The sequence below is a fragment of the Lysinibacillus sp. JK80 genome, assembly GCF_027557635.1.
Lineage (GTDB): Bacteria > Bacillota > Bacilli > Bacillales_A > Planococcaceae > Lysinibacillus > Lysinibacillus capsici.
The window spans coordinates 1,695,499-1,718,374 of the sequence record NZ_CP058997.1; the positions used below are offsets into that span (position 1 = coordinate 1,695,499).

Sequence of the window (22,876 nt, forward strand, 5' to 3'; positions counted from 1 at the left end):
CCCTGTGGAAATATACCAAGGGGTTTCATAGTGTTAAAAAAGCAATCAATAAAAAGTGAAAATGAATTTCCGTTGCAGGCTACTTACTTTCCTGTTGGCGAGCGCCGAATTGCTTCCTCCGCTACCACTCCGTTTAGCGTTTTGCCTGTCTTGCTATCCCACGGGAGTCAAGAAGCCCTCCCCTCCCCCACAAAAGTGTTACCTTATTAGCAAAGGTTTTCAAATAAAGTGAAGGTTTTATGAAGAGGTGTTATCACGCATCACTTCTCTACATTGAAAATAAAAACCTATCCTTTTTCTAATCATGCAAATCATGGGCTATTTTGATCGCTACCGCTAGTATGAAAAAACACTTTTGCAGAATGGTTGATTGGAGTGGAGCCAGCGTCACTCCTAGGGGATTTAGCGTCTCAGAGGAGACCCTGGAGCGAACACAGCGGCTCATCGGACGCCCCCTGGAAAGGACGCTGGCGGAACGGAAATCAACCTCTCGCCTTGCCTAAAGGTCTTTCTCTCCTATTAGCATGATCTTATTTAAACACTAAAAAAGCCCTGCGGAAATCTCCACAGGGCTTTTGAACGATTTAATTATTTTGCAATAGAACCGTCTTTTACTTTGTTGTTATTAGCATCAACTAGGTTTGTTGATTTGAATTCAACTACAATGCTGTCTGTTAATGCATAGTCAGCTTTAGTTGTCGCAGTAAGTTTACCACCAGCTACTGTAATAGAAGCAAGTTCTACAGTTGATCCTGCAATTTTAACAGTAACACCTGTTGGAGCAGCTTGATCAGCAATATTTTCAGAGAAATCTACTGTAAATGTTTTGCTATCTACTGCAGTTACTTTAGTAGCAACAGGAACAATATTTTCTTTAAGTGCTACTTGAGTTGTCACTTTTCCACCTTTAAGCGTGTTACCTTTTGTATCTACTACATTGCTAGCTTCAAGTACATAATTACCATTAGCTGTGATAGAACCTTCTGGTAAAGTGAATCTTACTTTCTTAGTACCATCTACAAACTGAAGTTGCGTACCTGCAGGAAGTTCTTTTCCTCCAAGTGTGTAGTTAGCAGCATTTGTAGCTGTTGCAGTCACATCTTTAGCATACTCAACTGTGAATACGTTATTGTCAGTTACAACAACTGGAGTAGCGCCGAATACTAATGAATCTGTTGGTGTTTCAGGTGTAGCTTCAAATACGCCTGTTGTTACATTGAAAGTAACAGTATCAGCAGTTACATTGCCAGCTAAATCTGTTACTGCTTTAGCAGATAACTCGAAAGTGTATGTTGAATTGCTATCTAGATCAATGTCAACTTTTACAGTGTTTTTCTCTGCACCCTCGATTTTACCGTTACCATCTACATCGAAACCTGCATCTGCTTTTACTGCTGTTTCTTTTCCAGTAGTGTAAGCAATACCATTTTGTGTTTTAACAGTTAATTTTCCTTCTACTTTTACTGGCTCACTAAAAGTAAGGTATAATGCATCAACGTCTGTAGTAGCATTTACATCATCAGCTACTAACATTTTAGTAGCAGCAGAAACAAGTGTAGCAGGTGTTAAATCTTTTGAAAGAATAGCATTGAACTCAAATGCATCACCTGCATTACCAGCTAAATCTTTTTGTCCTTCTACTTTAATGTTTGTATTAATGAATGTAGCTGTACCTAAAGCAGATTTAGCATCAATAGTAAATACAGTTTTATCCTCTGTATCTTTAATATCAGCATCTGTTAAATAGAATACAGTTGATCCTACTGTTACTTTTGCATATTCTTTAGTCTCTGCATCTGTATTAAGATTTTGTTTCATTAATTCTTCAGAGAAATCAAACGTAATTTCTGTACCATTCACTGCTGTAGAAACAGTTGGTTTTGAATTATCAACGTCTGCTTTCAAAACTGTGAAGTTAACTGCGATAGGATTTGCGATATTATTAGCGAAGTCAGTTGCACCAACAATGTCTACTTTGTAAGATTGTTCTGCTGTTAATCCAGTAATTGTTAATTTCTTACCAGACAAAGTATAACGATCTTTTGATAGTTCTGTACCATTTAAGCTGATTGTTCCTTCACTTTGTACTGGCTCGTCGAAAGTGATAACAGCTGTAGTACCTTTAGCTTCTACAGAATTAACGCTTACAGGAGTCGTATCTGCAAATGTGATTAATTTGTTGAACTCTTCAGTTAGAACTTTAGCATCCGCTTTTGTTTTAATTGGTTTTACAGTTACTTTACCATTTGTTAATTTTACTTCTTTATCAGTTGTTAACGTAACTGTCATACCGTCTTCAGATACTACTGCGTTAGTGATTGCTACACCTTCAACAGCATATTTTGTTGTGATTGCTGCATCTTTTGCATCAACAGCTGTGTTGAATTTCACTTCAAGTTCTTTTGCATTAAGCCCTTTTACAGCTTCTACAGCTGGTGTTACTTCTTGAACTGCATCAATCGTACGTTTTACCATTGTAGCGAATTCTTCGCGGCTAATTTTATCTTGTGGTGCTAATAAAGAGCCTTTACCATTGATTACACCATTTTCTACAGCTGTTTCTAAGTAAGATACAGCCCATTTAGAAGCTTTAGAAGCATCTGCAAATTGGCTAAGATCTGCTTTACCTGTTAATTGGTAGCCTTGAACGATGACTTTAGCAGCTTGTTCTCTTGTTAATTGAGCTTTTGGCTCAAATTTACCATTGCCCATACCATCAAATAATTCTGGTGAAGTTGCAAGTACTGCATTATAGAACCAATCATTTTCACTAACATCAGAAAAATCTTCAGTACCAGTAGCTTTTAAATCTAATGCTTTTGATAAAATTTCAGCCGCTTCTGCACGAGTAAGTGTACCAGCTGGGTTGAAGTTTCCTTTTTCATCGCCTTGGATGTAGCCTTTATCAGTTAAAAATTGAACAGCTTCTTTTGCCCAAGATGAAATGCTAGCTGCATCTTGAAATTCCGCAGCTGATGCTACTGGTACGATTGCTGATGCTACAAGTGCTGCTGTAGCTGTAGTTGCGAAAAATTTACGACCTTTGTTTTGTTTTGTCATAGTATATTCCTCCAGAATTTTAATAAATTATATTATTCTGTGAGAACAATATTATCGCGCTATTTAATTATAAAATTATAAAAATATGTATAAATCGTTCCCACAAATAATAATTCAACCAATTATATGTAAAGCAATCTTCTAAATTTTTCATGATTAAATATCCCAATCAAACTGTAATTTGCTTTACAAGACAATAATATAACTTCATTACCAATAAATAAACGCTAAAAATAAGGTAATTTTAATACTGCATTGGTTATATAGGGAATCTTTTCATAAAAAATTTCTATAATTTAGAAATACTATAACCTTTAACGGCAAAAGTAGCTGTTTCAATTAAATTTACAAATAACTCCTTTTTTAATCTAATCCGATTTCATTATTTTTTCGATATAATGATATACTGAATCATAAATTTTTATCCTTCTGAAATTACATCTACGATTCTATTATCCATTTATGCCTCGTTAGAAATATTCAATTGAGTATCTGAATGCTTTGATTGCAAATTCTTCATTTACCCCATTATCCTATCTCCCCTATAGAAATAGATTGCCTTAGCTGAATCTAATAATAAAAAGAAACGGATTGGGGAAATGCTTATTTCCCAATCCGTTTTATAATTTTGATCATAAAAGCACAACAAGCAGTACTTACTTTGAAAGATCAAGACTTAATGAGATCTACTAACAACAGACCAAACCTGTTCAAACAAATGTAGATGGTCCCCCTGATTCCACCGTTCAGCAAAATAAGGATTATGGAAGTAAGTAAAAGCTACAATAACTGCCATCCCCTTATTTTCCCAACCACTAATTTCTTCAACTTTTTTAGCAAGATGCTGGAGATGATCTTTAATTAAATCTTTATTTGTTTCTATATAATTTGTATACAACAGAAACATTTTTTGATGATTTTGATACAGATTTCTTTTTGTGACATGAAGAAGCCATAGCCAATCATGTAAAGCGATTTCCGCATCAACGCCTTTTTTAGGACTCCATTCAAACAAATCTTTAGAAGTATTATCCAACCACTTAAGGGCAAGCTTTTGGAGCAAATCATCCTTATTCTTATAGTGTTTATAAAGCGCAGCATGTGTTACGCCTAGCATCTTTGCAATATCTGATAATGTTGTTTTATTTATACCTTTGCTTAAAATAATTGCTTCAGCCGTAGAAAAAATCTTCTCTTCTGAAAGAATAGCCATTAAATATACTCCTTTCGCTTCTCATAGTTACATTTTGTTGACAATGTAACTATAACATGTGTAACATACAATAACAAAGTTACAAAAATAAAAAAATGTAACTTTTAATAACGGATTGTGGAGGATGAATTTTATGGTGAAAGAAATGTATAAACGTGTTGCTTTGGTATTAGGCGGATCTGGAGGGATAGGACATACTGTTGTAGCAAAATTAGCACAAGAAGGTTATGCAGTTGGCGTTCACTTTTCTTCAAGTGAATCAAAGGCTAACGAATTAGTTGAAGAAATATTAGCTGATAAAGGACATGCTATAAGTGTGGGAGGTGATGTAGCAAATGAAATAGAAATGAGTATGGCTTTTGATCAAGTAGAAAACGCTTTTGGTGGTATAGATGTCGTGATAAATACAGCAGGAATCATGTTACTTAGTCCAATTGCAGATTTGAATTTAAATGATTTAGATAAAATGCATCGCACAAACATCAGAGGTACATTTGTTATCTCACAATTAGCTGCACAACGAGTAAGGAGAGGTGGCTCCATAATTAATTTCTCTACCTCTGTCACTCGTAGCCAATTTCCAAACTATGGTGCTTATGTAGCAAGTAAAGCAGCTGTTGAATCTATTTCAATGATTCTAGCTCGTGAATTAAGAGGAAAAGATATAACTGTTAATGCAATAGCTCCTGGACCAACGGCAACACCTTTGTTCTTCCATGGAAAAGATGAAAAACAGATTCATAATTTAGCAAATGCTGTACCATTAGAAAGACTAGGAGAACCTAGGGATATTTCAGAAGTTGTTTCTTTTTTAGCAGGACCAGCACGTTGGGTAAATGGACAAGTAATCTTCGTAAATGGTGGTTTAGCTTAATAACGAACTGTTCCCAAGGTAAATACCCCTTTAGATTAATCTAAAGGGGTAAGATAAAAAATCATCTATCTCTTTTTGTTATTCTGGTAATGCCTACATGACCTTAGGCTCCACAAGCATAATATGGCATTCCTTTTCAGCAAAGGGCTTGTGGTCTGCTTCTCCCGGAACAATAAACATCTCACCTTTGGATATTTTCACCTGGCCATCCCGAAAAGCAATGAACATCTCCCCTTCGAGCACAATAAATACCTTATCAGCCCCTTGATGTTCATGCCATATAAAATCCCCAGCAATCTTCACCACTTTGAATTGAAAATCGTGTATTTCACCAATAATTTTCGGTGACCAAAGCTCCTTTAATTCGGATAATTTCTCATTTATATTGATAACTTGATCTTGCATATTCATCTCTCCTTATTTACTTTTGGAAAAGGTTTTTCCTATTATTCGTCCTTTTGTAAGGCTTCTGTTATATTTTGCAAAGCGTACTCGATAGCTAATGGACCTCCTGTAATAGCGGAAGTATCCATTAAATGAATATTACCTTTTTTTACGGCATTCATATTATTCCAGACATTGCTTTGATTTAACTCACTCATTAATGCTTCCTTTTTTGTAATATCACCGATAAGGAAAATATGGTCTGCTTGAATAGTTGAGATGCCTTCAAATGCAGCGAATTGATTATTATTCCCCTTAAATGTATGATCTGGTGTTAGACCCAAGCCCTTTTCTTTATCGAAAGCAAGTGTATAAACAGGGTTATCTTCACCAAGAACATTAAACGTTTTTCCGTCCCAAGACAAAATAAGCGCTACAGACTCTCCTTGAATTGACTTTAATGCTTCACGTCCTGTTGAGATATCTTTCATCATTTTATCAATTACTTTTTCCGCCTCATCGTCTTTTCCGATAATCTCGGCTACTGTACGAAGTCCATATTGCCAGTCTTCGTAGATGTCCTGTGATTTCAACGTAATGACTGGGGCGATTTTTTCTAGGGATTCATACAATTTTTCATGATGTTCTGTTGCTAAAATATAATCAGGACCAATCGATAGCGTTTTTTCAATACTAGGAGACAATTTATCACCTAATTCCTCTGTTGAATCTAGCTTACCGTTTAAATAAGACAAAGTGGATAGATATTCTTTATCAGTAGAAGCTGCAGGTGGCTCACCTAATGCAACTAAAATTTCAGGGTAAAAATACCATAATGAAACAATTTTTTCTGGTTCTTTCTCGATGACAAATTCCTTACCTAGGGCATCTTTAATGGTTCTAGGCCACGCAGTTTCTTCTACATTAGCTGCTGATGAAGATATGTCTTCTGTAGTTAACCCCTTACTTTCAGCAGGCGATTTATGACAACCTCCCAATATACCTGCTAGTAGTAGCATTAAAAATAGCAGTCCTTTAATCTTTTGCATTGAAATTCCTCCAACATAAAATCTCTGATATACACTTAGTATAGTAAAGTCATGTTTGGCGGAGAATGGAAGCTTGGTGAACTTAGCATGGATTATTGATGAACTTATCTCGATATTCAGTAGGAGAGATACCATATTGCTTCTTGAATACTCTACTAAAATAAAAGGGGTCAGTAATTCCCACCGTTTCTGCAATTTGTTGTACAGGCACATCACTTGTAAATAGCATTTTTTGAGCCATGTTTATACGATAGTTTAATAAATATTCTGCTGGACCCATCCCTGCATGCTTTCTAAATATATAGGATAGTCGATTTCGATTAACGTTATATTGTTCGGCAAGAGAGGTAATGGAAAGGCTTTGATAATAGTTTTCATGAATATAAGTAGTTATTCGTTCGAATAGAGTGTGAGACGCACAGCTATTTTGTCGATTAGCTACACATAATAATGCTTCATTCAGTACATCACGAAATAGCATTTCTGTCTGAAACATTGATATACCTCCACGCTGATTATATACATGCCATAGACGCATAATTAACTCGATTAGACGAGGAGATTGTCCTATCGGTAATTCAAAATGCTGATGTGAAAAGCTTGTCTCTGCTAAATTCTCCGTACATATCCTGTACAAAACCAGAATATATTCCCAATTTGCATCATCAAAATTTTTTTGATTTAGTTTCATCTTCGCTCCCCCGTGTACAACTTTTCCTGGAGAAAAGATGTAAGGGGTGCCATTAAATTGAAATTCTATTTTTCCAGAAAGGGGAAAAACAAATCCTGGAAAAGAATCTGTATAATCCGCGGAAGGTACACCTGTATTTCTAGAATATCGATAGATTCCTTTTACTTGGAAAGGAGTGTTTGCTAAATGCTCTGCAAGCTGATTTACGTCGATTTTCATACTTATATACCTCATTTCAATAGTAATTTGTTTGGAAAACCAATATTTGTCATACAGCAAACTGCACGTACCACAATAAGTTACTGCTTTTTCAAGGTGTAGTCCTCGGTAGTTGGGTTGAATTATAGTTTTCATCTTATTCATTACCAAAAATATAAAAAGGTAGGGATGACGGCTCTCGCCTATCCCTACCTTATCGATAACGATTATCATTGTCAATTAAGTTGAAGCCTCCCTCTTATACCCAAAGATCCATCAACCTCACTCATTTCATTTCTCTATCTTTTATCCTCTTCCTAAAAGCAATTTCTTGCAAATCATCTACTATTTCTTGTGAAAAAGATTTTATTTGGAAGGCTTCTGAAAGCCTTTGATTCTCAGATAAAGCTACTACTTGTAACAATTTTTCTTCATAAGTTTGTACAAAATGATCAAGCGTCGGACTGGTTACTTTCAGGACTTTCGCAATAGGGAGACTTGAAACTATACCTTTGCTCAACATTATAGATTGAAGTATCAATTTTGTAATCAACACTTCGATGAACGTCGAAATGTTTATATTTTACAATGAGTCTGACAGTGAAAACATTTATGGGAGGAACTAAAAATGAAAATAATGCAACAAATGCCAAATACCAAAATAATAAATCCTAAAATTTTATATTATGGATTTCCTGTAATTTTACTAAGTACGTTAAATGAGGATGGAACAGTAAATATTAGCCCTTTATCTTCTTCTTGGGTATTAGGAGATTGCATTATCTTAGGGATTGGTCTTGGAGGAAAGGCAATTGAAAACTTAGAACATCATCCTGAATGTGTCATAAATATCCCAGACCCCTCTCTCTGGGAAAACGTGGAACAGTTAGCTCCTTACACAGGAAAAAATCCAGTTCCAGATTTTAAGAAACAGATCGGTTTTACATTTAGAAAAGAGAAATGTGATATTAGTTGCTTAACACCTATTGGGTCTACAACGGTTATTCCTACTCGAATTATGGAGTGTCCTATTCAAATCGAAGCAAAGGTAAAACATATACGTATTCCAGATTATTCTCCTAATTTTGCTATCGTTGAGACCCAAACGACACAAGTACATGCCCACGAAGAAATAATTATTGACGAAAATCATATTGATCCAAATAAATGGAGTCCACTAATTTATAATTTTCGTCATTATTTTGGTTTGGGTAGCAACCTTGGGAATAACTTCCGCTCTGAGATCTAAACATTGGGATTAAAACATATGGTTCACAAAAAAAGACCAGGTTCTCATTTGAGCGCCTGGTTATTTGTTAATAATTAGGTCTATAATAATATGCTTGCTGCTCATACGCACTAAATACTTCACTATTAAGCAATACAATAATTAAATCTGTTTTTTTCCATTTAGAAATGAAAAATCTTTCTTAGAACATTCACTTTATCTCTTTCATAAATTCTCTAAAGTCTTCAACGATTTCTTTTGCTTTTGTACGATATAAGAAATGATCCCCTTCAAATGTCATCACTTTCCCATGGACAGAATTAGCTATTTGTTTTTTATGCTCTGGTATCCATCTGTCCGTTACTGGATGCTTCTCTTGTATAAACAAAATAACTGGAAGATTTTTAGGAAATATTAAACTTTCAGCCACTTTAAAGTTAGCATACATCATTTCAGCTTCATTTAACTGGCTGAGATTATACATATTTTTGAGCTTAAGAATTTTCAGTTGTTCTTTTGTTCTCTCATCATAGGGTAGTTCGACATATGGGTCATCACTAAGCTTCATCTGCAATCTAGCTAAACCTGATTTTTTTAGTAGTTTTAAAGTAGTTATTACTGAAGGTTCAATCTTTCTTTCACTTATTGTTGGAACACTACTATCCAGCCCGACAAATGCACTTACTTCGTTTGGATATTTGTTCACATAATCCAATCCGTAAAGGCCTGAAATGGAGTGGCCCATTAGAATATAACGCTCAATTTGAAGGCGCTGTAATGCTTCATGGATTTCACTAACAATATTCTCAGTGCTTCTTTCTTTTTCGGTAAGAGCACTTAATCCATAACCAAAAGGCTCAATGACCACAACCTTGTAAAATGGAGATAATTCATCTACTAGTAGTTGAAAATCAAGTGCTGGTGCTGCTGTTCCATAACCAGGTAAGAGTACGACGGTTTCTTCTCCTTCTCCCTGGATAAAGACATTCATTTTTTTCCCATCTACGGTGACAGACTGACCATAAGTTTCTAGTTTTCCTTGCTCCATTTTGCTACAAACAATATGAACAAGGAAAACAACCGCTAATAAAAGTAATATGGCTATAATTAAACCTACTACTATTTTACTTATAAAGGTTATCGTTTTTTTCATTATATTGGCACGAGGGTATAGAACAGCAAGCGAAAACTGTGTTTTCCTTTCTTCTCGTGCCACACCTCCCTTTCATACTCTTCACCCTATCAATCTATCTCGGCTACTTTTATAAACCGCTAAGGATAGCTTATACAATGAAGGTGTACTGCCTATGACAACAATATGAACAGCGTATGAACAAAAAAATAGTACGTCATTCAATAAATAGAAAGGACCCAATGATTCTTTTGCTATGACATTGCTTAATTGACATGAAAAAAAGGATCTTCAAATCGAAGATCCTTTTGCTACTTTGTCAGATTTTCTGTATTTAGCTTTTACATTTTTTAATAATCCATCTTTATCAAGCAAAGTTGGTAAACTGATACCGATAACGATTATGACAATACCTGCTATTTGCAAAGTTGTAACCGTTTCGCTTAAGAGGATAACTGATACCATCACCGCGATTGGCAATTCAACAGCACTCAATATGGATGACATACCTAATCCCACTTTAGGCACTGCAATTGTGAATAAGAAAACTGGTATAATCATGCCAAATAACCCCAATGCTAAACCATAAATCCACAGTCCTTCGTTAAACAAAGTGCCATTCCAAATAATTTCTGGAGACTGAAAAGCCGCAGTCGTCATGAAAGCGAAGAAAGAAACCAATACTAAGCGATTAGAGGTTGTCATACTTGCGGTTGTCTTTCCGTTTACATATAAAAATAAGGAGTAACAAAGAGCAGCTGCTAAACCCCATAACCACCCTTGAAAAGGTATTTGAGACAAATCAACATCAATTATGCCTGCAGCTGGTATGGTTCCAGCTACTAATATAATTAAAGAGATGAATTCAATTCTACTTGGAAATTGCCGTTTTGTGATACAAGAAATCAGCATACCAATCCATGTAAATTGGAACAGTAATACTACTGCCAAGGAAGCAGGCAAAAAGTTTAAAGAATGACCATATAAAATATTTGTTAACCCTGTTAACATGCCTGCAAACAGAAGGATTTTAACGCCTTTAAAGCTAAAATTTGATCTATTTGTAACTAAGGAAATACATACTGCTATACAAAAGCCGATGAAAAACTGACTTGTAACTGCCTCAGATACAGAAAAGCCACTACGCATTGCCAGTTTTATAATAGTTGAAACGATACCAAAACTACTAGCTGCAATCACTACTAATAGGGGATAAAGGTACATCTTGATTATTCACTTCCCTCTCAAAACTTGTCTATTGATGAAATTTTGTTTATGATTTTGAGATGTCGAAAAAAATCATAATCTCCAATATATATCACAGATTGTTATTTTACAATCTTTTTTTCGTTAATAATGAATCCTCTCGTAGAGGAAAACCTAATTTTTAAAAATGATAAAAAAGCCAAACCCACATGTATCAAGGGTTTGGCTTTTATCTTTGTATTTCATTAATAAAGAATGTTAAATTGAATGTTTTTTCTCAATTTCCTTCAGCATAAATCTTATACTGTAATAATCCAATCAAAAAAACACCCCCTTCTATAAAGAACATAGAAGTGAGATGTTTTTAATGTTCACTAATAGTATTAGAACGGCCGCAAACGTTTAACGTGACTCTTTTGGCGGTTGGCATACATCACATTTTCGTTGGTTTTTATTTTTAAATTTCGTAAATGTTTTTTCAAAGTTAGTACCACATGCACATTTAAATAGTAGCTTTTGAGAAAAACCATGGTATTCAGTCGTTAGCAACTTACTTTCTGAATTGTTCTCAACAAATTTCTGAATTTCACCAATCGTCCAACGTTTATTCATTTCCTTACACCTCCATATTTAATCGTTCCGCGGAGGCTTTTCTTGGCATCCGTTATAAAAAAGAGCTTAAGTATCTTAAGTGCCTCATTATAACATGAGCTGGCTCACAATAAAACAGAAGTTTTACAAGCGTTGGAGGGCTGTACTCTTGCCTGTTACGGTTCGAGCGAGCCTCTAAACATTTGGTTTTCTAAGGAAATTTCATCTTTAATCATTATTTTTAAGATTCAAAGCTTTTGAATCTGCTCTTTAATATCCACCGTGCATAATCCTCCGTGATAACAAATCACCGATTCAATGTCTAGGTCTACATATTTTTTTAAAGATTGTTGAGCAACCTCTATATCTAAAGTGGTTGGAACATGAATCCCTCCCAGTGTACCATTTACACTATACATCGAATCGCCGGCAACAAGCGTTTTACTTTGCTTCAAATATAAACTAATATGGCCAGGCGTATGTCCTGGCGTATGGATAACTCGTATTCCTCCACAATATGGTAGTTCTTGACCGTCTTTCAAGGTCTCATCCACTTTCCCCTTGGGTGGATTCTCTATGTGCCCGTCTTTCAAAAGCGGTAAATCCCCCTGAATATAAGGCTTATCTAGTTCGTGCGCATAAATTTTTATATGACTACCGCAATTTTGCAATATTTCAGGAAGACTGCCTATATGATCGATATCCTGATGTGTCAAAATCACAACTTTTAATTGGTTGAACGACACGCCTACATCTTCCATTGCCTTACGTAAATCTTCCATTTGACCTGAACATCCAGTATCAATTAAAACAGCCATCTCCTGATCCCATAAAAGCGTTGGATGAATGAAGGCTCCGTTAAATTTAAGCTCCAGAATCTCTACTCCCCTAGAAATTTTCATCATTTCTTCCCCTTTATGATTAGATTTTATTATTCTTTTACATCCTGAAGAACGGTCCTCTTCCGCCAAAGCAACTCTCTCAATGTTTCAAAATTGACAAGAATCGTTCCAACAATAATCGTCAGCGTACCTATTCCTGTTAACCACGAAATATATTCATGATAGAAGGTAACACCTAATATAACGGCAATTACTGGTGAAATATACAGCCATGTGGACGGAAAAACAGGATTTGTTCGTGACACAAGCCAATAATAAATGCTGTGACCAATCATTGAACCAAAAATAATTAAATAAAAAAGAGAACCAATTGAAGCTGGACTTAAAAGATAATGAAGCTGAATGTTCTCAGTAAAAAGTGACAAAATGATTAATAAAATCCCTCCATGCATCATTTGTGCTGCATTTAAAGCAATTGGAGATGTTGTTCCAAATTTTTGGATGACATGCTTCGTATAAATTGTTCCAGATGCATAGAAAACTTCACCTAAAATAATAGCGAAACAACCAACCATCCAGAAGGGACTAATCTCAATTGCAAAACTAGGTAAGATTAAGAACGTAACACCAATGACTCCGACAACACAACCAATAAATGATTTTCCGTCTCCTTTTTGCTTCAATATAAATGTCTGAATAACAATAATCATCATTGGACCTGTAGCAGATAAGACAGCTGCGATTCCAGATGTCACATACTGTTCTGCCCAATATAATGTGGCAAACGTTCCAAAGGTTAAGGCCACTCCTGTAAAAAACATTTCTTTTCGAAATAATAACCGGATTGTCGTTTTTTCGCGCCAAGCCATATAACTAAATAGTAGTAAACCGGCAATGAAAAAACGAAGACCAGCTGATAAAAACGGAGGAACCCCTGCATCAACACCAACTTTAATTGCTAAAAATGTTGTCCCAAAAATCAAACACATAAAGAAATAATTAATCATTACCATATCAAACTCCTCCTCTTTTTCTATCATAAAAGAAGTAGGATAGAACAGATTAAAAAGGATAGAACAGATCAATTTGGTTCGTGGTACAATCGGTTTGAATAGGAGGAATCGATGTGGGCAAAGCAAATCAAAATGAAGATTATCTTTTTAAGAAAGTCTATGATGATGTACTGCACCGAATAGAGCGTAAAGAATGGAAAGAACATGAAAAGCTTCCCTCCGTCCGGCAATTAGCATCTGAAATGAATGTCCATCGGCTAACGGTATTAAAAGCTTATCAACTATTAAAACAGCATGACAAAGTTTATGTAAAAGATAAATCAGGCTATTTTGTCCAATCAATTGTAACAAAATATATTGAATGTTTAGATCAGGACAATCCCATTGTTTCAGCATACGTAAAAAAAATCATTTATCCGAAATCCATCAGCCATCTGTTTCCTATCATTTTTCTCAGGCATTGATTGATCCTAATCTTTTGCCTAATCACTATTTTTCAAATTACGTGAAGGAAGTGTTTGACCTATATCCGAAAGTACTGGCAACCTACTCAACGGTGCAGGGTGATTTAGAGCTACGTGAGACACTGACCCAATATTTTATCAACCACTATAAAACACATTTGAGTCCAGATGAACTGTTAATAACATCTGGCTCACAGCAAGCCATTCACTTAATTGCTCAAGCTTTTATTAAGCCAAGAGACGTCGTTTTATTTGAACGTCCAAGCTATAGTGCTGCGATTGATATCTTTAAAGCACAAGGAGCTCAGATTGTTACGGTGGATATCCACCCTGAGGGCTACGATTTAGAACAGGTCGAATACTATATTAAAAAATACAAGCCACGCCTATTTTATCTCAACCCTACCTTCCATAATCCAACTGGTTATACGATTTCTGTCGAGCAGCGCAAAAGATTAGTGGAATTAGCTGAGCACTATCGGTTTCTAATAATAGAAGACGATGCCTATCACGACATTTATTTTGACCAAGCCCCACCACCTCCAATTTATACATTTGATAGTGTTGGGACAGTCATTTATATCCGAAGCTTTTGCAAATACATCTCTCCTGGTTTGAGAATTGCAACTGTTATTTGTCCATCATCATTAATGAAATCACTATTAACAGAAAAATCGCTAGCTGATAATGGCTCACCACTTCTCAATCAAAAAATTTTTCTCCATTACTTCTCCTCACTAAGATTGCAACAACATTTGGAGAAAATCCGGATTGCCCTACAGATTCGAAAGGAAATTATGGAGGAAGAGCTAGCTGTAACAGGCTGGCGATGGAACAGTCCAAAAGGCGGTCTAAATTTATGGGTACAGCTCCCAGACGATCTTCCAACTGAATTATTATTATCTAGAAGCATCGAACAATCGATCTCCTTTGTGCCAGGTCAAGTTTGTGATCCATTAAAACAACTATCCTCTTGGATACGTTTAAGCTATTCCTATGCAAACGAAAAACAGCTAAGAGAAGGAGTAAAAAAGTTGGTTACAGTGGCGCAATCACTTTCTAAGTGATCGGACTAGCGATTTAATTAAATCTATAAACGGTGGTATTCACAGCTTTATCAACCATTTCAATTATTTTTTCATCGGTGGCACGAATCGTAATAAGCGGTAGACATAGCAATAACAGGCAGACATATACACCTAACATATTCAGCTGTCTATTTGAATAATATGAAAAAAAGTTATACACCTAGCTCTTATCTGTTCAAAATAATTACAGCAAATCACAGCAAAAAATTGTTCTCGGTGTAGAACACATTTTTACCAAGGAATGATAAGAGTGCCTTCAGATTTGAGAAAGCCATATTAACTCTATATTCCAGTAAAAATAACAGCCAAATTATTATTGAAGAGCGAGATTTAGAAAAATTTCTATTCTCATAACCTCCCTGTAGAATGATAGAATGTTTTTATACAGTGATAGAAGGAGGAGAAAGATATTGTCTAATCAAAATGAGTCTTCATTAGATAAGGAAAAGCAGCCTAATCCGAAAGTTAAAGTAGAAAGAAAAGAGGGGGAACCAACTGCTGCTTTCAAGGGGGCTTCCTGGGGCGCATTGTTAGTAGGTGTTACGGCATATTTTATAGGCTTGTTTAATGCAACGATGCAACTAAACGAAAAAGGATATTACCTAGCTGTTTTAATATTTGGACTCTATTCAGCAATATCCTTACAAAAAGCAGTAAGAGATAAAGAAGAGGGAATACCAGTTACTAGTATTTATTATGGTATTAGCTGGGTTGCACTTATTGTATCTATTTCATTAATGGGCATTGGGTTATATAATGCTGGAAGTATTGTTTTAAGCGAAAAAGGGTTCTATGGTATGTCATTTGTTCTAAGTTTATTTGCATCCATCACGGTTCAAAAGAATATTAGAGACACACAGAGAGCTAGAGAAAGAGATTGAGTTACTGAAAGAGTCGAGAAGTTCATTCTCGATTCCTTTTGTCATTTTTTCTTAAGCTCCATACTCCTCCAGACTATAAAAAAAGAGCATGGCTGTCATCAGCCATACTCCTCTCAATTTTATTTTTCTCCGCTTATTTCGACTAAAATTTTAGATTGTGTTTTGTCATTTGTTAACGTTTTGAATCCTTTTTCAACAATCTCATCTAGGTCAATTTGACTTGTGATGATCCCTTGTGGATTTAGTTGACCAGCGCTCATTGCATCAATTGTTCTTTGGAAAATTGACGGTGTATAAACAATGGATGATAATACATTAACACCTGTGTTTGTAAGTTGCATTGGATTCCATTCGATTGGTCTTGCAAAAATCGAAACAATCATCATGTTACCACGAGGTTTTGTTACATCAATTGCTTGTTTAAAGGTAGGAGCAACTCCTGCCACCTCAAAGGATACATCAACCCCATCTGCAACAATCGCACGAACTGCTTGTACAGGATTTTCTTTACCTGAATTAATAGCATGGGTTGCACCTAATTCTTTTGCCTTTTCTAATCGATCATCGGATAAATCTAATACGATAACTTTACTAGCACCTGATGCTTTTGCAGCGATTACTGTTAATAATCCGATTGGTCCAGCTCCAAATACAGCAACAGAATCACCTAATGTAACCCCAGCATCTTTAACAGCTTGTACAGCAACAGCCATTGGTTCTACCAGTGCACCATCTTGTAATGTTAAGTTATCTGCTAAACGATGTATATTCGTTACAGGGACATTAACATATTCCGCAAATCCACCGTTTCCATGTAAACCAATAAAGTTAAATCCATCATAACGATCGACTTCTTCATGTTTATTTCTATATGTTAATGTAGGATTGATGACAACTCGGTCCCCAGCCTTAAAGTCAGTAACCTTAGAGCCAACTTCTTCGATGATACCAGCAAATTCATGTCCCATTGTAAGTGGGGCAACTTCACCTGTTAAATCAGCTTTTTCATTAACTGGTACGAAAACCGGACCTTCTTCGTATTCATGCAAATCACTTCCACAAATACCAGCCCACGCTACTTTTACTTTCACTTCTTCTTCTCTTAAAGCGCGTAATTCAACCTCTTCAACTCTAATATCTTTCACACCATGCCAAACTGCAGCTTTCATTTATGTTACCCCCATAAAATTATTTAAATTGGTACCATAAAATAACATCCTTAATAGCTACTCGTGCATGATCAAAATCCGACACTTCTATACACTTGATAAAAGTATTGATGGACATATGATAGGATTCAACTAGATTCATCTTCCATTTTGTTTGTGCAGCTACATTTGTAACAAATATTGTTTCTTTAAAGAATCGTAGCATAGCAATATTTCCTGTAACATCAAAAAACAATTGTAACAAGTGGGCAAACGAAACAACATATTCATAAATATTTTCAGCAGACTTTCTTTGTTTCATAGCTTCAAATCGAAATAATAGTTCATTTTGCAAATCGGCAGTCCATTTAGATTCACACTTGGTTAGTGCAATATCCAATAGATGATAAAGCGCTTCCAAATAATCCTTTAATTCCTGATCCGTTATAATCTTCACTCTTACACCTTTATGTTGTACTTTTTCAACTACACCATCTTTTTGTAAAAGATATAGAGCCTCACGAACAGGTGCATGACTTACTTGTAACTCCTTTGCAATTTCTGCCTCTATTAAGCGCTGACCTTGTTCATAGTAACCAGAAAATATGCGGAATAATAATCGTTCAGCTATTTGCTCAGAAATTGTTTTTTTTGAAATTGAATTTTCATCAAACCCCATTAAACCACTCCAATAAATTTATATCCTTTTATTTTAACATAGTTCAGTGTATAGGGTGATTAGCTAAAAGCGTTATATATTATGGATTATAGATTATCGATAATCTATAAAAGTATTTTAATCTATAAACTCATTTCTTTCAAATATCTTGTTTTGGGTAGGTAACTAAATAATATGAAGTACCTTTTAAGAGAAAATTTATAAATGCAAAAAAGATGGTGTTAAGTTGATCAGATCGGTATATGGAGATAATTTGCGATATGAGTTACTCAATACTAACCCATAAAAAATGCACACAAATTGCTAGTTATTGTCTAACAATTTGTATGCCAATCATCTTAAAGTGATTTGTTATGAGTTGACGATGTATATCCATTAACAACTGTTGCGCTATATGAACCACTAATCTTCTCTGTTGCAATTTATATAGGCTTACCAGCACTTTGCGTACCGAATGCAACCTTTTAATTATACTATTTCAAAAAGACTTAGGAATAACTCCTAAGCCGTTATCATGTTTCTTCTCATATGAAAAAGAGTCTGTACCCCTAGTCTCTATTCTCTATATAACTAACAATTTGATTGGCAACAGTTGATGTTAACAATGTAGATATGTTACTTAAAACAATAATTGTTGCGTCACTTTCTATCAACCTTAAATAGGAGGAAGTAAAACCATTAATCCCTCCATGATGAAAAATGAGCGTATTATTCTTTTTTGTCTTAGTAATGTTCCAGCCATATCCGTGGCCAAAACGACCTGATGAAAGCATCTGAGTTGTTATATTTTTCGATAGTAAACAATTATTTTTTATTGCATCATCAAGTAATTGTAAATCTTCTACTGTAGAAAATAACCCACCAGCAGAATAGGTGTTAGACATATTGATGAAACTAGCATGATAAATATTATTTTTTTCTAACTCATAACCGCTTGCTTTATACTTTTGAATAGCCACGTTATAATCAAGACCAGTATTTAACATAGATAGAGGCTGAAGAATCTTTTGTTTAAGAAACTCTTCATAACTTAAACCACTTGTCATTTCTATAATCTTACCTAATACAATGTATCCTGAATTAGAATAATTAAACTCTTTCCCTGGTATAGATTTGAATGAACAAGAAATAATCCAATTTATTAAATCATCTGGTGATTGTAGTTGATAAGATTTTAATAAAAAATCAGGTTGATCAGTAATATTACCAATGCCAGATGTATGCGTTAATAGATGTTCGATCATAATTTGGTTACCTTTTGGAAAATTAGGAATAAAATTATCTACAGTATTATGTAACTGTAACTTTTGCTCTTCAACTAGCATTAAAATTGCAATGGTAGTAAAGATTTTAGTTACAGATCCAATACGGAACTTTGTAATAGCTGTATTTGGTATATCCCATTCATAATTAGCTTTTCCAAATGATTCTTTATATATTCTTTCTCCTTGATCAACCACTAAGATATTTCCACTAAACCCCTCTTCTTTTGAGTTTAAAAATGAATGAATATATGATTTTAGCAAATATCAAGCACTCCTTATTTTGTACTATAAGTTACTTGAAATGTTATCCAATGGCATTTACCAACTTCCTCCTTTCGAACTTTACGAGATCTTAAAGCTCATTTCTAAGATTTCTGCGAATTTCCTTTTGCTTTAACTTTATTAATTCTATGATACTTTTACAGATTCTTTTAAGTGACTCATTTGATTTGTAAGTGAGTACGAAAATACTGCCACCTTCTATCATGCTAAAGACTAAATACGCCATTTCTGTAGCTTCCTCAGGGGGCCAATTTGATTGGATAAACTTTTCTCTTAATATCATGATAAGTTCTTCATAGGCATTCTTGCATGCTAAACGAAGTTGCTCACTCATATGCCAAGTTTCCAAAGAAATAAGTGCTAGTGGAATTCCATCATGTGCAATTTTTGGATTGAAACTTAAACATTGACCAAAAAAACACTCTAAAGCTTTTATTACATCATCATGCTGTGAAAATAAATTTCTCAACTCTTGAGCAGCAAAATCTTTTGTTCGATTAATTGCCTCTGTCGCTAATTGCTCCTTGCCTTCAGGAAAATAATAATAAAGCGAACCTTTTGGACAACCCGACTCTTTAATAATTTGATTTAATCCAGTAGCATGGTACCCTTGTTTTTGAAACAGTGTTGACGCGGTTGATAAAATTTTCATTTTACTTTCTTGATTTCTAGACATTTTCCCCTCCGAAATTATAATGACTGGTCTATATAATAAATTGTTAAGACGATAAAGTCAATAGAGCTGATTATTGCTTCACCTTTACTCGTTTAATTCAACTTTCATTTTTAATGGCAAGCTCTAATTCCTCTCCTTTTATGATTACTTGATCTACATCAAATAATTTATTTTAATTACCCATTAATTCAGACTGCTTTTCACCAGGATCAAAATTTTTTAAAATCATCACCATCTTTTTTTCTCTTCATATTCTATAGAATCAGAATATTGAGGGGAAACGTATGGGGATTGAATTCACAGCTCTCCATTGGATTTACGTGGTTTTTATTGTGCTCATCATCGGATTTATGGTTAAACGTCGCGATACCACCCTCATTTGTGTAGTAGGCATCTTTATGCTAGCGATTGTTGCAACTGGTGATTTTACCTCGTCCATAAGTGGTGTGTTTAACAGCTTTATTTATGCTATAACTGAGCTGCTATCAACAATTCTTATTATTTCGATTATTGTGGCGATGAGTCGGGTAATGATGTCTTCAGGTATTAATGAGGTTATGGTGGCCCCTTTCACAAAGATCATTAAAACACCCGCACTCGCTTATTGGACGATTGGACTATTAATGATGTTTATTTCTTGGTTTTTCTGGCCATCACCTGCAGTAGCGCTATTAGGAGCCGTGCTCTTGCCTGTTGCGATTCGGGCGGGCCTCCCAGCACTGGGGGTTGCCATGGCGATGAACTTATTTGGGCATGGTATTGCATTATCGAGTGATTTTGTCATTCAAGGGGCTCCAAAATTAACGGCTGATGCTGCTGGTATCCCTGTTGGAGATGTTGTTTCAGCCAGTATTCCGCTTGTTATCACAATGGGCGTTGTAACGACAATTGTTGCTTATATTTTTTTAAGACGTGATATGAAACGAGGAACGCTACTTTTAAATACTGGCAACAATGAGGAGGAGGATGGTGAACAAGAAACTGCGGAAAACTTACTGTCAATTGGGCAAAAACGATTCTTCGCCGTACTTATTCCTATTGCCTTTATCTTAGACGTTATCGCTATGTCAGTATTCAATTTAACGGGCGGCGATGCAACGGCTTTAATCGGTGGAACCTCTGTTTTTATTTTATTGTTGCTTAGTATGGTTGCTCATAAATCAGCGGGATTAGAAAAGACAACAAGTTATTTGATTCAAGGATTTCAATTCGGCTTTAAAGTCTTCGGACCCGTAATTCCAATTGCTGCTTTCTTCTATCTTGGAGATGCTGGCTTTACACAAATTCTTGGAGATCACCTCCCCGCTACTTCACACGGTATTGTCAATGATCTGGGTGTCGGTCTTGCAGCAATAGTTCCGTTAACAAAGGAAATTGCTGTTGTTACATTGGCAATTGTTGGTGCCATTACTGGGTTAGATGGTTCGGGCTTCTCCGGAATTTCTTTAGCAGGTTCGGTTGGTAGTCTATTCGGGAATGCCATTGGTGGGGGAACAGCCACTTTAACTGCTTTAGGGCAAATCACAGCTATATGGGTAGGCGGCGGCGCATTGATTCCTTGGGCATTAATCCCAGCAGCTGCTATTTGTAATGTCAGCCCATTTGAGCTGGCAAGACGAAATTTAATTCCTGTAGTCATTGGACTGATTGTGACAACGATAGTTGCTGTATTTTTAATTTAATAAAAATAGTAAGAGATGGTCACTAGGTTATCAGTAGCCATCTCTTTCACTCTCCGTATAATACTTTTGTAAAATGTCATAAAACATTTCTTTTAGTTGAGATTTTTTCATGCCTAAAATATAAGCCTCTATCAATAATTGCTCCACTTTCATAGCTATTTGGTGACATGAAATAGTCGTTGCTTTATTAGGATCTACGATAACAAATGCTCTAGACTGAGGCTTAATGGTGATGATCCCCTTTTTTTGAAGCTCTTTGTAGCTTTTATGAACTGTATGCAGATTGAGGTTTGTTTGTGCTGCTAGCTGGCGAATTGAAGGCAAATGTTCCCCCTTTTTTAAGCTTCCAGTCGCTATGGATAAAAGCAACTGCTGTGTGAGTTGTTGATAATATGGAATTTTGCTTCTTCGATTTACTTTTACATTCATTTGTCGAGGATTTCCTCCATATTAAAATTTCTTTTTGGCAATAAAATGATGCATGATAGCCATCATGAATAGTACAAGTAACAGTGTGACAATTATATTAAAGCTATACCATTTTTCTATGTCACCTGTCATGATTATCGTTGTAGCATACAAACTATTACTAGCTGGATTTATGACATCTAAGAATGGATGTAAACCAGCACAAAAACGACAAATAAATAAGACACCAATACTAATTAAAGCAATAAATGGTGTACTATTAAAAAATGTACTCATCATGGCAACAAATGTAATGATGAACAACAGCCAAATACAATAAAATGCTAAAGCTATCAATGCGCGCATTATCGGTACAGAGGTAAATAAATAAGATGTATAGCCAAGGGACATTGCATAGCCAAGCGAAATACATAGGACGGCTAAAATATAATGAGTAAGGAGTTTACTGTTTAAGTAGGATGTGATTGATACTGGCCTTGTTAAAATGAAGGCCATCATTCCATTCGCTTTTTCTCCTTGAATAATACCCATCGTTGCAATAGCAAGGATGATTATACCTAATTGATCAAATTGCGAATTAAGGGTTGAAGCAAGCACTTCTTCTCCCCCTGGCTTTGCCATTGTTGGATCAATTATAATCCCTTCTATACCACCCATTGATTGTAAAATAGCAGGCAAGAAATACATCATAATCGGCTGAGTTAAACCTAGGAGGATATAGACGATTGGTAGCCAAACGACTTTATATTCCTTTGTCATTTGATTCATTTCTTTTTTACTTAGTGCTATAAACGTATTCAC

General features: G+C 35.3%; 21 protein-coding genes and 1 pseudogene. 5 read left to right on the forward strand and 17 right to left on the reverse strand.

Features of this window, described 5'->3' with window-relative positions:
• Positions 1 to 588 precede the first annotated feature (588 nt).
• Positions 589 to 3,060 carry an S-layer homology domain-containing protein gene (locus HXV90_RS08970; protein ID WP_269898833.1) on the reverse strand — a complete coding sequence of 824 codons (2,472 nt, stop codon included), beginning with the start codon at positions 3,058 to 3,060 and terminating at the stop codon, positions 589 to 591.
• Positions 3,061 to 3,736: 676 nt separating this feature from the next.
• Positions 3,737 to 4,273, reverse strand: coding sequence for a TetR/AcrR family transcriptional regulator (locus HXV90_RS08975; protein ID WP_048391146.1), 537 nt, complete (start codon positions 4,271 to 4,273; stop codon positions 3,737 to 3,739).
• A 133-nt stretch (positions 4,274 to 4,406) separates the two neighbouring features.
• Between HXV90_RS08975 and HXV90_RS08980 the strand changes: the two genes are divergently transcribed.
• Complete coding sequence (locus HXV90_RS08980) at positions 4,407 to 5,147, forward strand: SDR family oxidoreductase (protein ID WP_269898834.1); 741 nt, start codon at positions 4,407 to 4,409, stop codon at positions 5,145 to 5,147.
• A 93-nt stretch (positions 5,148 to 5,240) separates the two neighbouring features.
• Here HXV90_RS08980 and HXV90_RS08985 read toward each other — a convergent pair whose 3' ends face one another.
• From HXV90_RS08985 to HXV90_RS09000, 4 genes are all read right to left on the reverse strand, one after another.
• Positions 5,241 to 5,552, reverse strand: coding sequence for a cupin domain-containing protein (locus tag HXV90_RS08985; protein ID WP_066036654.1), 312 nt, complete (start codon positions 5,550 to 5,552; stop codon positions 5,241 to 5,243).
• Between the two features lie 41 nt (positions 5,553 to 5,593).
• Complete coding sequence (locus HXV90_RS08990; protein ID WP_269898835.1) at positions 5,594 to 6,580, reverse strand: ABC transporter substrate-binding protein; 987 nt, start codon at positions 6,578 to 6,580, stop codon at positions 5,594 to 5,596.
• Positions 6,581 to 6,662: 82 nt separating this feature from the next.
• Positions 6,663 to 7,490, reverse strand: a complete 828-nt coding sequence (locus tag HXV90_RS08995; protein ID WP_048391153.1) for a helix-turn-helix transcriptional regulator — start codon at positions 7,488 to 7,490, stop codon at positions 6,663 to 6,665.
• Positions 7,491 to 7,755: 265 nt separating this feature from the next.
• Positions 7,756 to 8,025 (reverse strand): opine metallophore biosynthesis dehydrogenase, encoded by a 270-nt coding sequence (locus tag HXV90_RS09000; protein WP_269898836.1) that lies wholly within the window; start codon positions 8,023 to 8,025, stop codon positions 7,756 to 7,758.
• Positions 8,026 to 8,097: 72 nt separating this feature from the next.
• On the opposite strand from HXV90_RS09000, the gene HXV90_RS09005 reads away from it, so the two are divergent.
• Positions 8,098 to 8,718: a flavin reductase family protein gene (locus HXV90_RS09005; protein ID WP_269898837.1), complete on the forward strand. Its 621-nt coding sequence runs from the start codon at positions 8,098 to 8,100 to the stop codon at positions 8,716 to 8,718.
• 190 nt (positions 8,719 to 8,908) lie between these two features.
• Here the strand turns inward: HXV90_RS09005 and HXV90_RS09010 are convergent, their stop codons facing one another.
• The 5 genes from HXV90_RS09010 to HXV90_RS09030 form a co-directional block, all read right to left on the reverse strand.
• Positions 8,909 to 9,850 carry an alpha/beta fold hydrolase gene (locus HXV90_RS09010; RefSeq protein WP_269899034.1) on the reverse strand — a complete coding sequence of 314 codons (942 nt, stop codon included), beginning with the start codon at positions 9,848 to 9,850 and terminating at the stop codon, positions 8,909 to 8,911.
• Positions 9,851 to 10,120: 270 nt separating this feature from the next.
• On the reverse strand, positions 10,121 to 11,053 hold the full coding sequence (locus HXV90_RS09015) for an EamA family transporter (protein ID WP_054550654.1): 933 nt from the start codon (positions 11,051 to 11,053) through the stop codon (positions 10,121 to 10,123).
• Positions 11,054 to 11,437: 384 nt separating this feature from the next.
• Complete coding sequence (locus HXV90_RS09020; protein ID WP_048391161.1) at positions 11,438 to 11,647, reverse strand: hypothetical protein; 210 nt, start codon at positions 11,645 to 11,647, stop codon at positions 11,438 to 11,440.
• Between the two features lie 227 nt (positions 11,648 to 11,874).
• On the reverse strand, positions 11,875 to 12,528 hold the full coding sequence (locus HXV90_RS09025; RefSeq protein ID WP_103117684.1) for an MBL fold metallo-hydrolase: 654 nt from the start codon (positions 12,526 to 12,528) through the stop codon (positions 11,875 to 11,877).
• Positions 12,529 to 12,557: 29 nt separating this feature from the next.
• Complete coding sequence (locus HXV90_RS09030) at positions 12,558 to 13,481, reverse strand: DMT family transporter (RefSeq protein ID WP_269898838.1); 924 nt, start codon at positions 13,479 to 13,481, stop codon at positions 12,558 to 12,560.
• A 113-nt stretch (positions 13,482 to 13,594) separates the two neighbouring features.
• Here HXV90_RS09030 and HXV90_RS09035 point away from each other — a divergent pair.
• Positions 13,595 to 15,012, forward strand: a pseudogene (locus tag HXV90_RS09035) (aminotransferase-like domain-containing protein).
• A gap of 431 nt (positions 15,013 to 15,443) precedes the next feature.
• Complete coding sequence (gene yiaA, locus HXV90_RS09040; protein WP_048391167.1) at positions 15,444 to 15,914, forward strand: inner membrane protein YiaA; 471 nt, start codon at positions 15,444 to 15,446, stop codon at positions 15,912 to 15,914.
• Positions 15,915 to 16,033: 119 nt separating this feature from the next.
• Here yiaA and HXV90_RS09045 read toward each other — a convergent pair whose 3' ends face one another.
• The 4 genes from HXV90_RS09045 to HXV90_RS09060 all read right to left on the reverse strand — a co-directional run bounded on the left by HXV90_RS09045 (position 16,034) and on the right by HXV90_RS09060 (position 19,964).
• Positions 16,034 to 17,083 (reverse strand): 2,3-butanediol dehydrogenase, encoded by a 1,050-nt coding sequence (locus tag HXV90_RS09045; RefSeq protein WP_054550650.1) that lies wholly within the window; start codon positions 17,081 to 17,083, stop codon positions 16,034 to 16,036.
• Positions 17,084 to 17,102: 19 nt separating this feature from the next.
• Complete coding sequence (locus tag HXV90_RS09050; RefSeq protein WP_048391171.1) at positions 17,103 to 17,741, reverse strand: GntR family transcriptional regulator; 639 nt, start codon at positions 17,739 to 17,741, stop codon at positions 17,103 to 17,105.
• A gap of 548 nt (positions 17,742 to 18,289) precedes the next feature.
• Complete coding sequence (locus tag HXV90_RS09055) at positions 18,290 to 19,267, reverse strand: serine hydrolase domain-containing protein (RefSeq protein WP_269898839.1); 978 nt, start codon at positions 19,265 to 19,267, stop codon at positions 18,290 to 18,292.
• A gap of 91 nt (positions 19,268 to 19,358) precedes the next feature.
• Positions 19,359 to 19,964, reverse strand: coding sequence for a TetR/AcrR family transcriptional regulator (locus HXV90_RS09060; RefSeq protein WP_048391175.1), 606 nt, complete (start codon positions 19,962 to 19,964; stop codon positions 19,359 to 19,361).
• A 284-nt stretch (positions 19,965 to 20,248) separates the two neighbouring features.
• Between HXV90_RS09060 and HXV90_RS09065 the strand changes: the two genes are divergently transcribed.
• Positions 20,249 to 21,646 carry a hypothetical protein gene (locus HXV90_RS09065; protein ID WP_054550648.1) on the forward strand — a complete coding sequence of 466 codons (1,398 nt, stop codon included), beginning with the start codon at positions 20,249 to 20,251 and terminating at the stop codon, positions 21,644 to 21,646.
• A 30-nt stretch (positions 21,647 to 21,676) separates the two neighbouring features.
• Here the strand turns inward: HXV90_RS09065 and HXV90_RS09070 are convergent, their stop codons facing one another.
• The gene (locus tag HXV90_RS09070) at positions 21,677 to 22,075 is read right to left on the reverse strand and encodes a GntR family transcriptional regulator (protein ID WP_054550647.1); all 399 of its coding nucleotides are present in this window, start codon (positions 22,073 to 22,075) and stop codon (positions 21,677 to 21,679) included.
• A 21-nt stretch (positions 22,076 to 22,096) separates the two neighbouring features.
• On the reverse strand, positions 22,097 to 22,876 hold the full coding sequence (locus HXV90_RS09075; RefSeq protein ID WP_048391181.1) for an ABC transporter permease: 780 nt from the start codon (positions 22,874 to 22,876) through the stop codon (positions 22,097 to 22,099).

What these genes read in the sequence shown, in the direction of transcription:
- HXV90_RS08995 (WP_048391153.1), bottom strand. Translation starts at nt 7,490, where the DNA reads ATGAAAATCGACGTAAATCAGCTTGCAGAGCATTTAGCAAACACTCCT.
- HXV90_RS09015 (WP_054550654.1), bottom strand. Translation starts at nt 11,053, where the DNA reads ATGTACCTTTATCCCCTATTAGTAGTGATTGCAGCTAGTAGTTTTGGT.
- HXV90_RS08975 (WP_048391146.1), bottom strand. Translation starts at nt 4,273, where the DNA reads ATGGCTATTCTTTCAGAAGAGAAGATTTTTTCTACGGCTGAAGCAATT.
- HXV90_RS09060 (WP_048391175.1), bottom strand. Translation starts at nt 19,964, where the DNA reads ATGTCTAGAAATCAAGAAAGTAAAATGAAAATTTTATCAACCGCGTCA.
- HXV90_RS09030 (WP_269898838.1), bottom strand. Translation starts at nt 13,481, where the DNA reads ATGGTAATGATTAATTATTTCTTTATGTGTTTGATTTTTGGGACAACA.
- HXV90_RS09025 (WP_103117684.1), bottom strand. Translation starts at nt 12,528, where the DNA reads ATGAAAATTTCTAGGGGAGTAGAGATTCTGGAGCTTAAATTTAACGGA.
- HXV90_RS09065 (WP_054550648.1), top strand. Translation starts at nt 20,249, where the DNA reads ATGGGGATTGAATTCACAGCTCTCCATTGGATTTACGTGGTTTTTATT.
- HXV90_RS08980 (WP_269898834.1), top strand. Translation starts at nt 4,407, where the DNA reads ATGGTGAAAGAAATGTATAAACGTGTTGCTTTGGTATTAGGCGGATCT.
- HXV90_RS09010 (WP_269899034.1), bottom strand. Translation starts at nt 9,850, where the DNA reads ATGAAAAAAACGATAACCTTTATAAGTAAAATAGTAGTAGGTTTAATT.
- HXV90_RS09020 (WP_048391161.1), bottom strand. Translation starts at nt 11,647, where the DNA reads ATGAATAAACGTTGGACGATTGGTGAAATTCAGAAATTTGTTGAGAAC.
- HXV90_RS09045 (WP_054550650.1), bottom strand. Translation starts at nt 17,083, where the DNA reads ATGAAAGCTGCAGTTTGGCATGGTGTGAAAGATATTAGAGTTGAAGAG.
- HXV90_RS08990 (WP_269898835.1), bottom strand. Translation starts at nt 6,580, where the DNA reads ATGCAAAAGATTAAAGGACTGCTATTTTTAATGCTACTACTAGCAGGT.
- HXV90_RS09070 (WP_054550647.1), bottom strand. Translation starts at nt 22,075, where the DNA reads ATGAATGTAAAAGTAAATCGAAGAAGCAAAATTCCATATTATCAACAA.
- HXV90_RS09005 (WP_269898837.1), top strand. Translation starts at nt 8,098, where the DNA reads ATGAAAATAATGCAACAAATGCCAAATACCAAAATAATAAATCCTAAA.
- HXV90_RS09050 (WP_048391171.1), bottom strand. Translation starts at nt 17,741, where the DNA reads ATGGGGTTTGATGAAAATTCAATTTCAAAAAAAACAATTTCTGAGCAA.
- HXV90_RS08985 (WP_066036654.1), bottom strand. Translation starts at nt 5,552, where the DNA reads ATGCAAGATCAAGTTATCAATATAAATGAGAAATTATCCGAATTAAAG.
- HXV90_RS08970 (WP_269898833.1), bottom strand. Translation starts at nt 3,060, where the DNA reads ATGACAAAACAAAACAAAGGTCGTAAATTTTTCGCAACTACAGCTACA.